The organism is Enterococcus pseudoavium NBRC 100491 (assembly GCF_001544295.1).
GTDB lineage: Bacteria > Bacillota > Bacilli > Lactobacillales > Enterococcaceae > Enterococcus_A > Enterococcus_A pseudoavium.
The window spans coordinates 19,291-35,777 of sequence record NZ_BCQF01000007.1; the positions used below are offsets into that span (position 1 = coordinate 19,291).

The following is a 16,487-nucleotide window of genomic DNA, read 5'->3' on the forward strand; positions in this document are numbered from 1 at the left end:
TTTTTTGTTCAGCTTTTTTTTAAAGCAATCTGGTGCGCATGAATATTTTCTAAAAAAGTTTGGTCGTGTTCGACGATCAGCATGGTCGGTTTTATTTGCAGGAGTAAATCTTCTAGCTGCTTTTGGTTGAAAACGTCTAGATAATTCAAGGGTTCATCCCAAATATACAACTCCGCTTCTTGAGCTAAAGATTTAGCTAATTCCACCTTTTTTCGCTGGCCCATGCTCATTTCTTCAATGTTATTTTGAAAAACATTTCGTTCCATCCCGAGTTTTCGCAGATTGTTTAAAAAAGCGGAATAATCTAGCTGGTTGGCTTCGGCAAAAGCTTGCAGACTGCCGCGGTTATTTTCATAGTTTTGGCGAACGTAACTGACTTTGGTGTTGGGACGCAATAGTTCTCCGCTGGCTTCGCCTGTAAAACTGCCCAGCAAGTAATGGAGCACACTGGATTTTCCGATGCCGTTAGCGCCAGTCAAAGCCGTGATTTCACCGCGCTTCAGCTCAAAGGAGAGGGGCGCAAAAAGCGGGGCGTGCCCTTCATAGTGGAGCATCAAATCCGTGATTTTTAAGAGCTGAGCATGGCGGCTCGCCTGATAATTCATCGTTAAATGATCAACGTCTTCCAAATCTTTTAACAGTCCTTCTTTAGCTTCGATCTGTTCGTACATCCGGTTTTCGATATTTTTTGAACGCTTCATAGTCCGGGCCGCTCGAGCACCGATGAAACCGGTATCGAAAATGCCCCCGCTGCCTTTTTCAGAAGGCTTGCCGTATTTATCGGTCTCTCGTGAACGCGACCATTCGGCTTTTTCGGCGGCCGTTTTTTTCAGCCGACCGATTTCTTTTTTGATCTTTTGGTTTTGGGCTAATTCAAACTCATCCCGCAATTTTTTCTGTTCCTCATAGGTCGCAAAATTACCTTGATATAAGACTAGCTGGCTTTTTTCAATCGCCAAAGTATGATCGGTGACTTGGTTCAAAAATTGCCGGTCGTGACTGACGACGATAAAGCCGTTTTTGTGCTGAAGATACTCAGCAACATGCTGCCGGCCGGGCTGGTCTAAGTGATTGGTCGGTTCATCGATCAAAGGATAAAAATCTTCTTGGGTAAACAGCAGCGCCAATAAAACTTTGGTCTGTTCACCGCCAGAGAGTGTTTGATACGGTTGCCAGAGGAGCTGAGGATCTAATTGAATCAAGTTCATTTCCCGTTCCAGTTCCCAAAGTTCAAAATCCGCCACTTCCAGCAGGGCATAATAAGTCAATTGCGCCTCATCAGTGACGGCGGCTGGAAAATAAACCGGCCGCATGGGAAATTGAATGGTTCCTTGGTAACGATAATTCCCCAACAGCAGCTGTAATAAAGTCGTTTTGCCGCGTCCGTTACGCCCAACGAGGCCCAGTTTCCAACTGCTGTCGATGGTTAAATTTGCATCTTCAAATAGTAAATCGACTTGTTTATCGAAGCCGAAAGTTAAATGTGTCAGTTTAATGGTAGACATAAAAAAATTCCCCCTTTTCGTTTCCCGCTGGAAACAAAAAATCCTTCCCAATTTTCAGGAAAGGAGTAGGGGGAGGTCTTTGTCGAACTAGCCATAAAATTGACAGCTAGACTAGAAAAACAACAAAAAGAGACCATCCTTTGAAATCCTAAGCCAATCCTGAAAATCTGCCCACTGATCCCTTGACATCGGTCAAGATAATATCAGTTTGCAACTTCCAACATTCGCTTAGTTTTTCAATGGCATGATCCCTCGTTTCTGTTTTTGATACATTTATTAAAACAGAATCTGCGAATTTTGTCAAAAAAAAATACGGACGCAGCCGCTTCCCCAAACATGCTACGCCCTGGAGTGATCCTCGATAAACGAGGCGAAGAAAGATTTCTTCTACTACTATATTAGCATATTTTGCTAAAAAAAATGCGTATAAACCCTTGAGAAAGTTCAGACTAGAGGCCCTCTCATGATTTTTGGTACAATGAAAACAGAAATGGAGGTGGAGGGATGAATCATGCAGGAATTTATCATCGTCCCGAAAGCGAATTTGCTTATCTTTATACGAAAGATGTGATGCGGATTCGCTTGCAAACGACTCGGGCTGAGATTGAATCCGTCGGGTTGATCAGCGGAGATTTTTATACGTTTGCGAAAGAGAAATGGTACCAAGAACAACAACCGATGAAAAAAGCCTATACGACCGAGTTCCACGATTATTGGGAGATCGAAGTGACCGCTCCGCATCGGCGTTTGGCCTATGGGTTTTGTTTAACCGATCCGAAGGGCGAACAAGCTTTTTATAATGATCAAGGAGTTTTTGATTATACACTGGAACGGCTGAGTCAGGACAATCTTTATTTTCGGATGCCCTATTTTCAAGAAATCGATCGTTGCAAAGTACCTGATTGGGTCGCCGAAACGGTCTGGTATCAAATTTTTCCCGAACGTTTTTATAATGGTGATCCTACCAACGATCCCGCAGACGTTTTAGCGTGGGGCAGTCAAAAACCTACAAGAGAGAACTTTTTTGGCGGTGATTTGCAGGGGATTATTGATAAATTGGACTATTTAGCAGATTTAGGCGTGAACGGCTTGTATTTATGTCCGATTTTTACTTCACCGTCGAACCATAAATACGACACGATTGATTATTATGAGATTGATGCCCATTTTGGTGATAAACAAATTTTCCGTGAATTGGTAGAAAAGGCTCATCAGCGGGGCATGCGGATCATGTTGGATGCGGTCTTCAATCGTCTCGGAGCCAGCTCCCCTCAGTGGCAGGATGTGCTTTTGCAGGGAGAAGCATCACAATATGCCGATTGGTTCCATATTGATTCTTTTCCGCCGCGCTATACAGCGATTCCCGGTTCGGAAAATGCGAAAGATCTGACCTATGATACCTTTAACTTCAATCCAAATATGTCTAAGCTCAATACGGCGAACCCCGAGGTACAGGCGTATCTGTTAGCTATTGCGACCTATTGGATTCGTGAGTTTGATATCGATGGCTGGCGGCTGGATGTTGCCAATGAGGTCGATCATCATTTTTGGAAAAAATTTCATACGGCGGTTTTGCAAGAAAAAGCCGATTTGTATATTTTAGGGGAGATCTGGCATTCTGCCCAACGCTGGTTGGAAGGCGACGAGTTCCATGGGGTGATGAATTACGCCTTTACAGACAGTATCAAGGACTTTTTCATCGAACAGTCGATCTCGATTTCACAAATGATCGCTAAAATGAATCGCCAGCAATTGCTTTATCGGGATCAAATCAATGAAGTCAGTTTTAATTTGCTAGATTCCCATGATACACCGCGGATTTTGACTTTATGTCAAGGAAATCGTGACTTGGCAAAAGCCGTCTTGACCTTTATGTTCATCCAAAAAGGGACTCCTTGTATTTATTATGGCACCGAAGTAGCGATGGAAGGCGAGATGGATCCGGATTGTCGGCGCTGTATGATCTGGGACGAGCAAGATGAGGAATTCAAAACGTTTGTCAAAGCCTTGATCGCCCTTAGAAAGCAGTTTTCTGATGTCTTCAGTTATGGGACATTGATTTGGGAATACGATGATCAGCAGAAAATCTTCTCTCTGACTCGTAGCTATCGCGGGAAAACGCTTATCGCGACTTTTAACGAAGGTCAACCGACTCGCGTTGAAAAAAGCGGCTGTCGTTTATTTGGTCAAAATATTTATGAAGATACTGATTACCAGCTCTTGTCGCATGGTTTTGTGATCGAAGAAAGCTAGTCTCAACTTTGCCTTAAATTTATTTCATTTTGCTTAAGCGTTCACCGAGTCTGCGCGGTCGAACGCTTTTAGCGTGGCAGATGTGATATAGTAAAAGGCAGTACAAACGGTGGAGGAATATGATGAACAACAATGATCGATTATTACGGCTACGCTATGCCTTGGATATTAAAGATACGGATATTATCAAAGCTTTTGAATTAGGTGGCCAAACCATCTCAAGCAAAGAAGAAAAGGCTTTGCTGACAAAAAGCGGCCGGCAAAAAGTCGCAGGGAACGATTTTGAAGAAAATATTTACGATAAAATGTTGGACAATCAAGCATTTGATGCCTTTTTGAACGGTTTTATCCTTTTGAAACGAGGCGCACCTAAAAATCAAGCGGGGCAGCCGACACCGGCACCAACTGGGGAGATCAAACATATCAATAATGTGCTATTGAAAAAAGTTAAGATTGCACTGGCACTGACTAGTGAGGATCTGTTAGATATTTTAGCAGCCGCTGAAGTCTATCCATCAAAAAGTGAGCTTAGTGGGATCATGCGCAAAGAAGGGCACCGCAATTTTAAACCTTGTGGAGATAATTATACGCGGAATTTTTTAAAAGGTTTGGCGCTTTGTTATCGCGACTAAGGCTGATTGTGGCTATCCCGTTTATTCGAAAAAGAAGGTGTGACAAGTATTTTGTCACACCTTTTTTTTGCCTTAAATATAATTGAGTCGGGATTCATTCTCTTATATGTGGTTAATAAAAATAAATAAACATCTTATTGACTTTATATAATCATCGTATTAAACTGTAATCAAGTCAAATAAAACTATTTTAAAGGAGAATTCCATGAATCGTTGGGTTTATTTATTTTCAGAAGGATCAAAAGAACAAAGAGACTTATTAGGTGGGAAAGGTGCTAATCTGGCTGAGATGACCAAATTAGGGCTGCCAGTACCGACCGGTTTTACTGTAACTACCGAAGCCTGTCTGCATTATTTAAATCATGGCAACCAGCTGATTGCTGAAATGAAAGAGCAAGTCATGACAGCCGTTGAAAAACTGTCACTTAAAACAGGAAAAAGATTTAATGACCTTGAAAATCCTTTATTAGTCTCTGTCCGCAGCGGCTCAAAATTTTCGATGCCGGGCATGATGGATACTGTCTTGAATCTAGGGCTAAATGATCAAACCGTGGTGGCCCTTGCCAGCAATAGTCAAAACGAACGCTTTGCTTATGACTGTTACCGTCGTTTGTTGCAAATGTTCGGCAACGTCGTGATGGGGCTGGACAATAATGAGTTTGAAAATCGCATCACAGCCTTGAAAAAAGTCAACGGTTTGAACTTTGATAATGAATTAACGGCAGATCATTGGAAACAAATTGTAAGCGAGTACAAAGAAATTTATCGCAAACAACTCAAACGTGAATTTCCGCAAGATCCAATCGAACAGCTGTATCTAGCGATTGAGGCCGTTTTTGGTAGCTGGAACAATCAACGGGCCAAAACTTATCGTCGCCTGCATGATATCAGCGATGATTTAGGAACGGCAGTCAATATTCAAGAGATGGTCTTTGGGAATTTTGGCGACTCATCTGGCACCGGTGTCGTCTTTTCCCGCAATCCATCGTTAGGAGATCCCGGTTTGTTCGGTGAATATTTGATTAACGCGCAAGGGGAAGATGTTGTAGCAGGGGTTCGGACACCGAAACCGATCCAAGTGTTAGCCGATGAATTGCCCGAACAGTTCCAGCAGTTGAAGGAAATTTGCGAGAATCTCGAAAAGCATTATCATGATATGCAGGACGTTGAATTTACCATCGAACGGGAAAAATTATTTATTTTGCAAACAAGAAGTGGCAAACGCACATCGAAAGCGGCCTTGAAGATCTTACTGGACTTTTATAATGAAGGGATTATCGATGAAAATGAATTAGTCAATCGAATCGAAGCGAAGGATCTGGAAGCCGCCTTGCATCCTAATTTTGACGCCGATAGCCTGAAAAAACGAGTCTCATTCTTATCTGGTCTAGCTGCTAGTCCCGGAGCGGCAACCGGAGCGGTCTATTTTACAGCGGAAGCTGCGACCGAGGCCAAAGCCCGCGGTGAACAGGTGATCTTAGTACGAGAAGAAACCTCACCGGAAGATATTGAAGGCATCGCAGTCAGTGAAGCCGTGATCACTAGTCGTGGTGGAATGACTTCCCATGCGGCAGTAGTGGCTCGGGGGATGGGGATTTGCTCCGTCGTCGGTTGTGAACGCCTGGATGTCAGTGAAACGGAAAAACGAGCAACCGTCGCTGGTGAAACGATCGAAGAGGGAACCATTTTATCCGTCGATGGCAGCACCGGCAAAATCTATTTCGGTGAAATTCCGATGGAAGAAGTGACGAATACCGTCGCATTAGATGATTTACATGCAATTTGGGATCGTCATGCTAGGATCAAAGTGCGGGCCAATGCCGAAACGCCAAAGGATATTCAAACAGGAATGGCTTTAGGGGCGGTCGGCATTGGATTGGCCCGAACGGAGCATATGTTTTTTGAGAAAAGTCGCCTCTTGAAATTCCGGCAGTTGATTTTGGCGGATAGTTTAGACGAACGGCTTGCTGTCTTAAAAGAGTTGAAGGCAGTCCAGAAACAGGACTTTAAATTTATGTATGAAGCTGCTCAAGGCAAAGCCACTACGATTCGCTTGCTTGATCCGCCATTGCATGAGTTTTTACCAAAGGGTGCCGATGAATGTCGCGAGGTCGCGAAGGATTTAGGGAAAACATTCAATGAAGTGAAACGGAAAACGGATAACTTGGCCGAGGTCAATCCGATGCTAGGTTTCCGCGGCTTACGCTTAGGGGTGGCCTATCCTGAAATCTATCAAATGCAAGCCGAGGCAATCATTGAGGCCGCTTGTGAAGTCACGCAAGAAAACGATTTTGTGATCCAACCGGAAATCATGATTCCCTTTACAATCGATGCTCAAGAATTTGCCCGGGTTCGTTCAGCGATCGAAACTGCGATTCAAGCAAGTTTAGAGAAGCAGCAACTAGTTTTAGCTTATCAAATCGGCACGATGATTGAGATTCCTAGAGCCTGCTTTGTGGCAGAAGAGATTGCTGAATATGCAGATTTCTTTAGCTTTGGGACCAATGACCTGACTCAAATGGCGTTGGGCTTATCGCGGGACGATTCGCCACGAATTATTACGCAATATTTGGACAGCGGTATTTTTGCCGATGATCCTTTCCAAGTATTGGATGAGGCTGGAGTAGGCGCGTTGATGAAGCTAGCAATCGAAGGGGGTCGTAAGACAAATCCTCAATTGAAGATTGGTATTTGTGGGGAGGCAGCTGCTCATCCGAAATCAATCGCCTTTTTGAAGGATTTAGGGATCGATTATATTTCGTGCTCGCCATTTAGAATTCCCCAAGCGAAGATGACGCTGGCGCAAGCTGCTTTAAAAATGTAAGAAGACCGGATAAAAAAACATTTATATGAGTTTTTGATTAAAAAACGGAATGAATTTAAAAAGAGAGCCTCGAATGAACGAGGTTCTTTTTTTGTTATTATCAGAACAATTCAAAAATTTAAAAATTAGTAATAGATAACAATAAAATGAGAACAAAAGACGCTATATGAATAAAATATAATTTGTAAACGCATTCAAACTCCGCTATACTTCTTATAGGCTTAAAATACGTCATGTCATCAAAAAAAAGACCGGATTTTGGCTCGCTTGAATAACGGGGGAAAACTAGTAAAAAAGTTTATTTCTGATAAAAATCGACTTATTTTTATTGGATGATAGTTTTTTCACAATGACTTATGAATAATAATACGGTATAATATTGATTTGGGAGGTGAAACAAACTGCGGAATTAGGAATCATAGAATAACATTTCTGACATTTATGAGCGGAATTTTCCGTTGATTGTTTTGGCGTTTTTCATCCTCAAAAGGGACCGTGAATTCGTCTTTAGAAAAAGTTATTCAAGCTGTCAAAATTTGAAAAATTTATTTGGACATGATCTTTCTAATGAATCTAACAGGTTTGAAAACTTGTTACAAAAAAGAGAAAGCAGGGATTAAACAATGACAATTGATTGGCAAAAAGAAGTAGAAGCACGCAAAGACGACTTACTGAAAGACTTAGGCGATCTTATTCGCATCAACAGTATTCGCGACGTGGAACATGGAACAAAAGAAGAACCTCTTGGACCTGGACCTGCTGCCGCATTACGTAAAGTATTGGAATTTGGTGAGCGTGATGGTTTCGTAACGAAAAACATCGAAAACGTAGCTGGCCACATCGAATACGGCGAAGGCGACGATATGCTTGGTTTATTGGGACACGTTGACGTAGTACCAGTAGATGATAACTGGGATACCGATCCATTTGAACCAGTCATCAAAGATGGAAAATTATACGCACGTGGTTCAGCTGATGATAAAGGACCTTCAATCGCAGCTTACTATGCAATGCGGATCATTAAAGATTTGGAATTACCAATTTCTAAGAAGATTCGTTTTATCTTCGGTACAGATGAAGAGAGCGAATGGGTCGGCATCCACCGTTACATGGAAGTGGAAGAAATGCCTAAATTTGGTTTTTCTCCAGATGCTCAATTCCCAATCATCAATGGTGAAAAAGGGATCTTATCTTACGAATTAACTTTTGCTAACAAAGACAACGCTGAAGCTAGCGACCTTGAGTTAGTAAGCTTTAAATCTGGCTTACGGACGAACATGGTACCAGGAGATGCAACAGCAGTCTTGAAAGTTAACGACGAAGGAAAAGTTGCCGACATGAAAGCAGCTTTTGAAGCCTTCATCAAAAAATCTGACGTGAAGGGCGAATTTGCTGAAAACAACGGTGAAATCACACTGACTGTGATCGGTAAAGCGGCTCATGCACAAGAACCAAAATTCGGCGTGAACTCTGCAACGTTCTTAGCAGCATTCCTAGCTGATTACAACTTAGACGGCAATGGCGCAAACTACATCAAAACAACAGCTGAATACTTACACTTAGATTACAGTGGTAAGAAATTAAATGCTTACACAAAACACGATGTAATGGGTGAAACTACTTCATCAGCCAACTTGTTTGATTACAGTGCCGCTGGCGACAAAAAAATCACAATCAATGTTCGTCATCCAGAAGGTATCACAAAAGATGAGATCTTAGCGAACATGGAAGAAGTTCTTAAAGAAGCAGGCGTTTCCATCGCAATCATCGGTGATGTGAAAACTCCTCACTATGTTCCCGCAACTGATCCATTAGTGAAAACATTATTGGACGTTTACGAAGAACATACTGGCCTTGAAGGTCATGAAGAATCAATCGGTGGGGGTACTTACGGTCGAATCTTAGAACGTGGTGTCGCATACGGCGCAATGTTCCCAGGTGAAGAAAACGTAATGCACCAACCAAACGAATTTATGCCGCTTGATAGCTTGTTCAAAGCAACAGCTATCTATGCAGATGCAATTTATCGTTTAGCTAAATAGGCACTTATGAGAGAGCAGGAATCCTGTTCTTACAGGATTCCTCATCTCATTGAGGAAAAGACAGTAAGGAAGGAATTTCAAAGATAATGAAAAAACTCTCAAAAGACGCTTTTGGTGGAGTAGCAGGTAAGGATTACGTCCCTTACGTTGCAGACAAACCTAAAAAATCTGGTTCACCGATCATTATGATCTTAGGTATTTTACTGGCTGCACTATTCGCTGCATCGACTGCTTATTCAGGTATGAAAGCAGGTCTGACAGTAGCCGCAGGTATTCCAGGTGCAATTATTGGATCAGGGCTAGTCGCTCTATTTGTAAAACCTAAAACAATTTTAGGTAAGAACTTATTGCAATTAATGTCAAGTGGTGGGGAATCAGTTGCCTCAGGTATGATTTTCGTATTACCAGCCGTAATCTTAGTCGGTGGTAAAGTGAACTTCATCCAAGGAGTCGGCCTTGGTATCGGTGCTGTATTATTAGGTGTCGGTGTATTCTCAATCGTTCAAGACTACATGTTAGTTTCTGAACACGGTAAATTGGTTTATCCAGAAGCAATGGCGATCTCTGAAACACTAGTCGCTTCTGATACTGGTGGCGATTCATTGAAATACATGGGAATCGGTTTTGGTATCGGTGGAGTTTTAACGGCTTTGACTGGTTCTGTTTTCGGCATCATGAACAATGTCATCAGCTATGTAAATGAAAGCTTCTACAAATGGAAATTTGAAACAGAAGTTAACCCATTATTAGCCGGAATCGGCTTTATCGTTGGGATGGACGTTTCTGTGTTGATGTTTGCAGGTTCGATCTTAGCAAACTTCGCGATTGCGCCTTTACTTGGCTATTTCATGGAAATGGCTAACAGCAATGCACACGTTTGGGATAATGCAGCACAATTGTTGAGCGCTTCTGACTTTGCTGTGATCTCTGGTTCTTATGTTAAATACATCGGAGCTGGTATGATGATCTCTGGTGGATTGATCGGTGCGATCAAACTGATCCCAACAATCATTTCATCAATCTCTGCAACTTTGAAAGGCCGTAAAGACGGTGTTGAACAAGAAGGCGGCGGAATGTTGCCATTGATCATCGGTGCTGTCGTAGGTATCGTAATGGGCTTCATCATCACTGGCAGTGTCGCAATGGCATTGATCGGTGGTCTTTTATCAATCGTTTTAAGTTTCCTATTTGTTATCGTTGCTGGTCGTTTGACTGGTACAATCGGAACTTCAAACTTACCAGTATCTGGTATGACGATTGCGTCAATGGTTATCTTGACATTAGTCTTTGTTATGATGGGCTGGACGTCAGCTGAAAATACACAACAATTATTAATGTTCGGTACCTTTATCGTATTAGCAATTTCTGTAGCCGGTGGTTATTCTCAATCACAAAAAGTTACTTTTGTAATGGGCGGAAACTTCAACGAAGGCCGTCGTTACTTCATTATTTCTAATATCGTGGGCGTCGTTATCGTAACTGGTATGATGGTTATTTTAGCTCCACAATTAGCAATCACTGGTTCAAATCCTCCATTTGGTTTGCCACAAGCGAACTTGATGGCAACATTGACTTCAGGGATCATGTCTGGATCACTTCCATGGCATATGGTTATCGCTGGGATCGTAATGGGGATTGTTTTACACTTCATGAAAGTGCCAATTATGACATTTGCGATTGGTTTCTACTTACCAATTTCAACAACTTCAATCATTTTAGTTGGTGCCTTAATCCGTCGTCTAATCGATGAATTAAACAAAAAAGAAACCGAAGAAGTGGCCGAAGAACGGATTACTTTGGGTGTCAGCTTATCATCTGGTTTGATTGCTGGTGGCTCAATCATCGGTCTAATCGGAATCATCTTACAAGTAACAGGTGTCGTAACACCTGGCTCACCAACTGGTTTCTTAGGATCTAATGGTTCAGCCTTCTTGTTATTAGCAATCTTAGTGGTAGCAATTATCGCGCCATTGTTAAGCGTCAAGAAAGTGAAACACAATGACTAAAAACCAGCCGGAAGCAGTAAATCCGGAGACGGAAGAACTGTTAAAACGGGTTTATCGCCTCAAAGAAGGATTGCATTATGACGTTCGCGATGGCATCGTCTTTGTCATTACCGAACAAAATGCTTGGATCCAACGAGTCTTACGCAAGATTCATTACAAGATCCCAGAAACTTCTGAGATGGAACTAGATAAATATGGCAGTTTTATTCTTCAGCAGATCGACGGTCAACGAACAGTCAAAGAGATCGGTGAAAACCTTGGTTCAGCCATCGAAGAAGCCAATGATCAATTGTATGATCGCTTACTGATTTATTTGCATCATTTAGAGAAGAATGAAAAATATATTGAGTTAGTTTAATCGAAATGCCCTTCAAGCAATCAGCTTGGAGGGCATTTTTAGTTGTTTTGCTCAGGAAAGAGGAAGACCTAAATTTTTTGGTCTTCTGCATAGAGTATAAAGCAACCGTTTTCATTGAACTTTAAGCAAATTCGAAGTGGGATTTGTTATAATTATTTTATCAGGAATAAAGATGCTTAGTTTTCTGGAAAAAGTAACGAAAAATAAGGAGCGAACGAGATGAAACTTAATCAATTTGGTTTAAAACGTGTTTCACTAGCAGAAGCGAAAAAAGAATTATCAGCGGCTGAGTTTCTGACAGTTGAGTCAGCGAAAGATGCGACGAAACTTTGGTTTGAATTTCTACAGAAAAGTTTTTTAGCGGTGCGTGACCACAGCGGCTTTGTCAATAAACTAGGAAACTTTTTAGCGAATGAAACAACAGACTTAGGCGCTTTTTACCAAGCCGGCACGCCTGTCACCAAAGAAGTTTTTTACACAGTGGCTTTGCAGCAGTTGGAATTTGAACCAACGCTTGATTTTGAGGTGAAAAATGTTTTGGCGGATGCCGAAAAAATTGGCGTTCCCATGATCGATGGTGATTTTTCATTGCGGGAGACGGTGATCGAAGCATGGTATTTACTCTTAATCAGCCATACGAAAAATGGGTTGAATTATTTAGATAAGCTGGCTTCTGAGGGGTATTACGAAAAAACGACGGTTAGTAAACCGTTCTTCTTCAACGGGAAAGCCCAAGCCGTTTTTGATACAAGCCGTTTGATACGAGAAGTAGTTTACGTGGAAGCGCCTTTGGATACGGATCAAGATGGTCAGCGGGATTTATTAAAGTTAGAAATTTTACGTCCGCAAGAAACGGAAGAAGGTTTGCAAGTCGCGACGGTCTTTACGGCGAGTCCTTACAGTCAAGGAGTCAATGGGCCAGCTGGCGAAGCATTGACTTATGATGTCAATGTGCCCTTGGAGCGCAAAGAACCGACGGAAACGACCTATGAAGAGATTCAATACCAACCAACTCCCGTTGTATTACCAAAAGAGCGAGCTGTCAAAGGCCATGCGACCCATGCGACGGAAACGTTTAGCCGGGAGAACAATCATAGTTTGAATGATTTCTTCTTAGCGCGCGGCTTTGCGGCAGTTTACGGTGCGGGTATCGGTACGCGGGATTCCGATGGGATTCAAACGTGTGGTTCTGTCGAACAAACGACGGCGATGGTGGCTTATATCGAATGGTTGGCTGGCAATCGGCGGGCCTTCACCAACCGGACCGATCAGATCGAGATCAAAGCTTGGTGGAGCAATGGTAAGGTAGCGATGACCGGAAAATCATATCTAGGAACATTGGCGACGGCTTGTGCGACCCGCCAAGTTGAAGGATTGGAAACGATTATTTCCGAAGCAGCGATTTCTGATTGGTATCAATATTACCGGGATAATGGATTAGTGATTGCTCCGGGGGGCTTTCCGGGCGAAGATGCCGACGTACTGGCAATCGAAACTTTCAGTAAGATGCGTAACGCTGGGGATTATCTCCACAGTAAGGAATTTTTCTTGAATTATTTGCAGGAAATGGCAATCCTGCAAGACCGCCAGTTTGGCAATTATAATACCTTCTGGGACGAACGAAATTATTTGCCGTTGATCAAAGACATCAAATGTGATGTGGTGATGGTTCACGGATTGAATGACTGGAACGTGAAACCGCGGCAAGTAGCCGATCTGTGGGAGGCTTTAAAAGAAGTACCGGTTGCGAAAAAACTGATCTTACATCAAGGACAGCATATCTATATCAACAATATGCCGTCACTAGATTTTCAAGATATGATGAACTTGTGGCTGAGTCATAAACTTTACGATGTAGAAAACAATGCCAAGGAAATCTTGCCAGACATCGTTTACCAAAAGAATACGGCACCAGAAACGTGGGAGACTTTGACAGATTGGGGCCCTACCAATGAAAAAGTCTATCATCTAGCTGAAAATGCGCTGACCGAAACCGCCAGTGAAAGCCAACTGACGTTTAGCGATCAATTGCCACTAGCGCAATATGAAGGCTATACGAAAAATATCGATTTATGGGAAAAAGAGTTGAAGGAAGCTGGCCCCATGGATGGGCACCGCTATTTAGCTAAAACCGCTAAATTGAATGAAGCGCTCTTCTTAAACGGTCGACCAAAAGTTAAAATCAAAGTCGCTTCCAGTCTGGATTTAGGCATGTTGAGTTTTGAATTGATCGACTTTGGGACGGCTCAACGTTTGAAACCAGTTCCGGATGTTTTGGCTTTACACGGCTTGCCATTAGGTCGTAATTGGCGGGAAGATAATTTAGTTGAATTCAAATTAGGGGCAGAAGATGAGTATAAGCTGATTACCCGCGGTCATATCAATCTGCAAAATCGGGAAAATGCTTGGAAAAATGATGACTTGCAGGCCAATCAGTTCGTTGAAGTAGAAGTCAGCTTGCAACCGACGATGTATCATTTGCCAGCCGGTCGTCAAATTGGTTTAGCCGTTTATGGCACTGATTTTGGCATGACCGTGCGGGGCAATCAAGCGATAGATTATACGCTAGACTTGGCCGAATCATCCGTGATTTTACCGATCGGCGAATAAGGAAGCAGAAGGCGGTGTGACAAAATTCTTGTCACACCGCTTTTTTGCTGTTCGTAGCATCAGCCAACTTTTATCCGTATCATTATTCTTTTTACTAGGTTTGAGCTATGATAGATTTGATAAGGTTAGTTGCTGCAGGCGGCTAGCCAAAAGAAAAGTCAGGAGCTGAAAAGATGAAAGAACGCGTGGTAGTTTTTGGCGATGCGATTATCGCGATTATTCTGACGATTATCGTTTTAGAATTACCGATTCAGACCGCCACCAATGGAACGGTGGATATGTATTCCTTATTTCGGGCGGTGGGGATTTATTTTATTAGTTTTTGTTTTGTGGCTAATTTATGGTTTCAGACCGGTTATGCCTTCAATAAAATCGAGCGAGTAAAAAATAAGGATCTAGTGGTCTATCTACTATTATTGTTTTTCTTGTCACTGGTCCCGTCGGCTACTCGCTTGTTGATCGAAGATACGATCCAACAGACCCTTTTGATTTATGGGGTATTGACCTTGATCGTCACCTTCGTGATGCGGCGTTTGATCGTCGCCTTAACTGAGCAGTCGTTGAAGGATGAAACACAGCGAAAACGGCGCGTGCAGGAATTGAACAGACAAGATCTATTGGCGATCGGCTTTCGGTTGCTATTGTTGATTTTTGGTCATTTTTTTGTAAAACTAGCACTGGTGATTTATTTGATTTTACCGATTCTGGCCTTTTTACAAAATATCGTGGATCGCGAAGAGGATGACTTGCTGGCATCTTTGGATAATCAACAGCAAACGGATTATTTACAAGCTCGGAATCAAGTCTGGGGCAATTCCGTCCGCCGTTATTCGACCTTACTACGGGATTCCCTAAGAGCTGGCGATGAGCAAGATCCGGAGCGCTGGAAGCAAGTCATGGCGGATTGGGAAGATCATCTCGACAAGGAGATCAAGCAGCGGAAAGAGCAGCTGGCTTCCTTAAATGAGAATGATCGCCGCCGAGTAGCCGCTGAGCTAACTCGTTTAGAAAAACAAAAACAGCGCTTGGCAATCCAAAAGGAAATGACGGAGCGTCGTGTCAACCAGCAAACGGAACAGGATCACTGGCTGAATCAACCAAAAGGTCCGACTGATCAAGTAAATCAACATGAAAGTCCAAGCCGGCGACGCAAAAAGAAAAAAGAACACAACTAACGTAACTAACGACCAAGCTGAAAAGCCGCTGCGGTTCAGCTTGGTATTTTTTAGCGGCTTCGTTATAATGAAGTATAACTATTGCAGGAGAGTGGGGTGGCTAAAATGGCATTAACCACGATTGAACATCCGATCAAGATGTACATTCGCCGTGACTTGGGAATCACGGTTGAACAATTCGGTCAGTTGGCCGGTATCCCCCAATCGACCTTGGCGACTTGGATCAAACGAGACCGCCGGGTCGAAAAATTACCGATTGATTTTTACAGTGCATTGGCGACCGTGCGCCAGCAAAAAATTGAAACCGTTTATGGTGAATTATTGGAATGGCAGCAGCGTTACGATCGTTATAAGCAAGAAAGTCTGCAATCAATCGCTGGTGAACAGCCGCTCTTTTCATTGGCGGCAGAAGAAGGTCGGACAATCTATCGGCTTTATCGCAGTCGTCAGTTGGAAAGTCAACTGTTGGAGCCGGCGAGACGCTTACGAAAAGCGATCGATCAATTAGATGCGCAAAGTTTTATTCAAGTGATGATTGAACTTTACGGTCAGATCGAAATGGTGATGCCGACTTGGATGGCAAAATCCTTTAATAAAACCGAATTAAAAGAAATCGGTCAAGCCTTTTACAATGAGTTGCTATTGAAGGGCTAACAGGCATCACGCGCAAAAAAGAAGAACTCTAGAAAATAAAAACGGTTTTCTAGAGTTCTTCTTTGATTGTATTGGTAATTTTTTCAAGTTCGGGGGTCATTTGACCGGAATGTTTGATAATATCTGAAACGCGAAGGAAGCTATTTTTATACATGGCGACTTCACGAAATTTCTTGTATTTTTCCTCGATCTCGTTAAAGCTGACGGCTTTGCGTTCCTCATTTTCAACTGTTTGTGAGCTGTTCACATAATGCTTGCCTAAAAATGAAAGGGCATCATTGATTCCCTCTAAAAAGGCTTCGTATTCTTCCTGGCGGATCTTGCCATCAGCTAGGCGTTCCCGCTGTTTATCAATAAAAAGTTCGACTACTTGTTCCATTCACAATCCTCCTATCTGGCTCTACTTTGCTTGTTTCTCATCTTAATTA

Annotated in this window: 11 protein-coding genes; 9 read left to right on the forward strand and 2 right to left on the reverse strand. The window is 42.6% G+C overall.

Annotated features, from left to right (window positions below):
• Nucleotides 1-8: 8 nt before the first annotated feature.
• Nucleotides 9-1,505 (reverse strand): ribosomal protection-like ABC-F family protein, encoded by a 1,497-nt coding sequence (gene abc-f / locus EP1_RS04845; RefSeq protein ID WP_067624322.1) that lies wholly within the window; start codon nt 1,503-1,505, stop codon nt 9-11.
• A 504-nt stretch (nt 1,506-2,009) separates the two neighbouring features.
• On the opposite strand from abc-f, the gene EP1_RS04850 reads away from it, so the two are divergent.
• The 9 genes from EP1_RS04850 (at nt 2,010) to EP1_RS04890 (ending at nt 16,059) form a co-directional block, all read left to right on the forward strand.
• Nucleotides 2,010-3,758: a glycoside hydrolase family 13 protein gene (locus EP1_RS04850; protein WP_067624325.1), complete on the forward strand. Its 1,749-nt coding sequence runs from the start codon at nt 2,010-2,012 to the stop codon at nt 3,756-3,758.
• A 122-nt stretch (nt 3,759-3,880) separates the two neighbouring features.
• Nucleotides 3,881-4,390 carry a YehS family protein gene (locus EP1_RS04855; protein WP_067624328.1) on the forward strand — a complete coding sequence of 170 codons (510 nt, stop codon included), beginning with the start codon at nt 3,881-3,883 and terminating at the stop codon, nt 4,388-4,390.
• A gap of 205 nt (nt 4,391-4,595) precedes the next feature.
• Nucleotides 4,596-7,214: a pyruvate, phosphate dikinase gene (gene ppdK, locus EP1_RS04860; protein ID WP_067624331.1), complete on the forward strand. Its 2,619-nt coding sequence runs from the start codon at nt 4,596-4,598 to the stop codon at nt 7,212-7,214.
• Nucleotides 7,215-7,837: 623 nt separating this feature from the next.
• On the forward strand, nt 7,838-9,256 hold the full coding sequence (pepV, locus tag EP1_RS04865; RefSeq protein ID WP_067624334.1) for a dipeptidase PepV: 1,419 nt from the start codon (nt 7,838-7,840) through the stop codon (nt 9,254-9,256).
• An 86-nt stretch (nt 9,257-9,342) separates the two neighbouring features.
• Nucleotides 9,343-11,262 carry an OPT/YSL family transporter gene (locus EP1_RS04870; protein WP_067624337.1) on the forward strand — a complete coding sequence of 640 codons (1,920 nt, stop codon included), beginning with the start codon at nt 9,343-9,345 and terminating at the stop codon, nt 11,260-11,262.
• The gene (locus tag EP1_RS04875) at nt 11,255-11,620 is read left to right on the forward strand and encodes a PqqD family protein (RefSeq protein WP_067624340.1); all 366 of its coding nucleotides are present in this window, start codon (nt 11,255-11,257) and stop codon (nt 11,618-11,620) included. Before EP1_RS04870 ends, EP1_RS04875 begins: the two co-directional genes overlap by 8 nt.
• 219 nt (nt 11,621-11,839) lie before the next feature.
• On the forward strand, nt 11,840-14,230 hold the full coding sequence (locus EP1_RS04880; RefSeq protein WP_067624343.1) for a Xaa-Pro dipeptidyl-peptidase: 2,391 nt from the start codon (nt 11,840-11,842) through the stop codon (nt 14,228-14,230).
• Between the two features lie 173 nt (nt 14,231-14,403).
• Nucleotides 14,404-15,405 (forward strand): TMEM175 family protein, encoded by a 1,002-nt coding sequence (locus EP1_RS04885; RefSeq protein WP_083507495.1) that lies wholly within the window; start codon nt 14,404-14,406, stop codon nt 15,403-15,405.
• A gap of 105 nt (nt 15,406-15,510) precedes the next feature.
• The gene (locus EP1_RS04890) at nt 15,511-16,059 is read left to right on the forward strand and encodes a hypothetical protein (protein ID WP_067624541.1); all 549 of its coding nucleotides are present in this window, start codon (nt 15,511-15,513) and stop codon (nt 16,057-16,059) included.
• Nucleotides 16,060-16,108: 49 nt separating this feature from the next.
• Here EP1_RS04890 and EP1_RS04895 read toward each other — a convergent pair whose 3' ends face one another.
• A complete protein-coding gene (locus EP1_RS04895) occupies nt 16,109-16,438 on the reverse strand; it encodes a hypothetical protein (RefSeq protein ID WP_067624346.1) in 330 nt (109 codons plus the stop codon).
• Between the last annotated feature and the right edge of the window lie 49 nt (nt 16,439-16,487).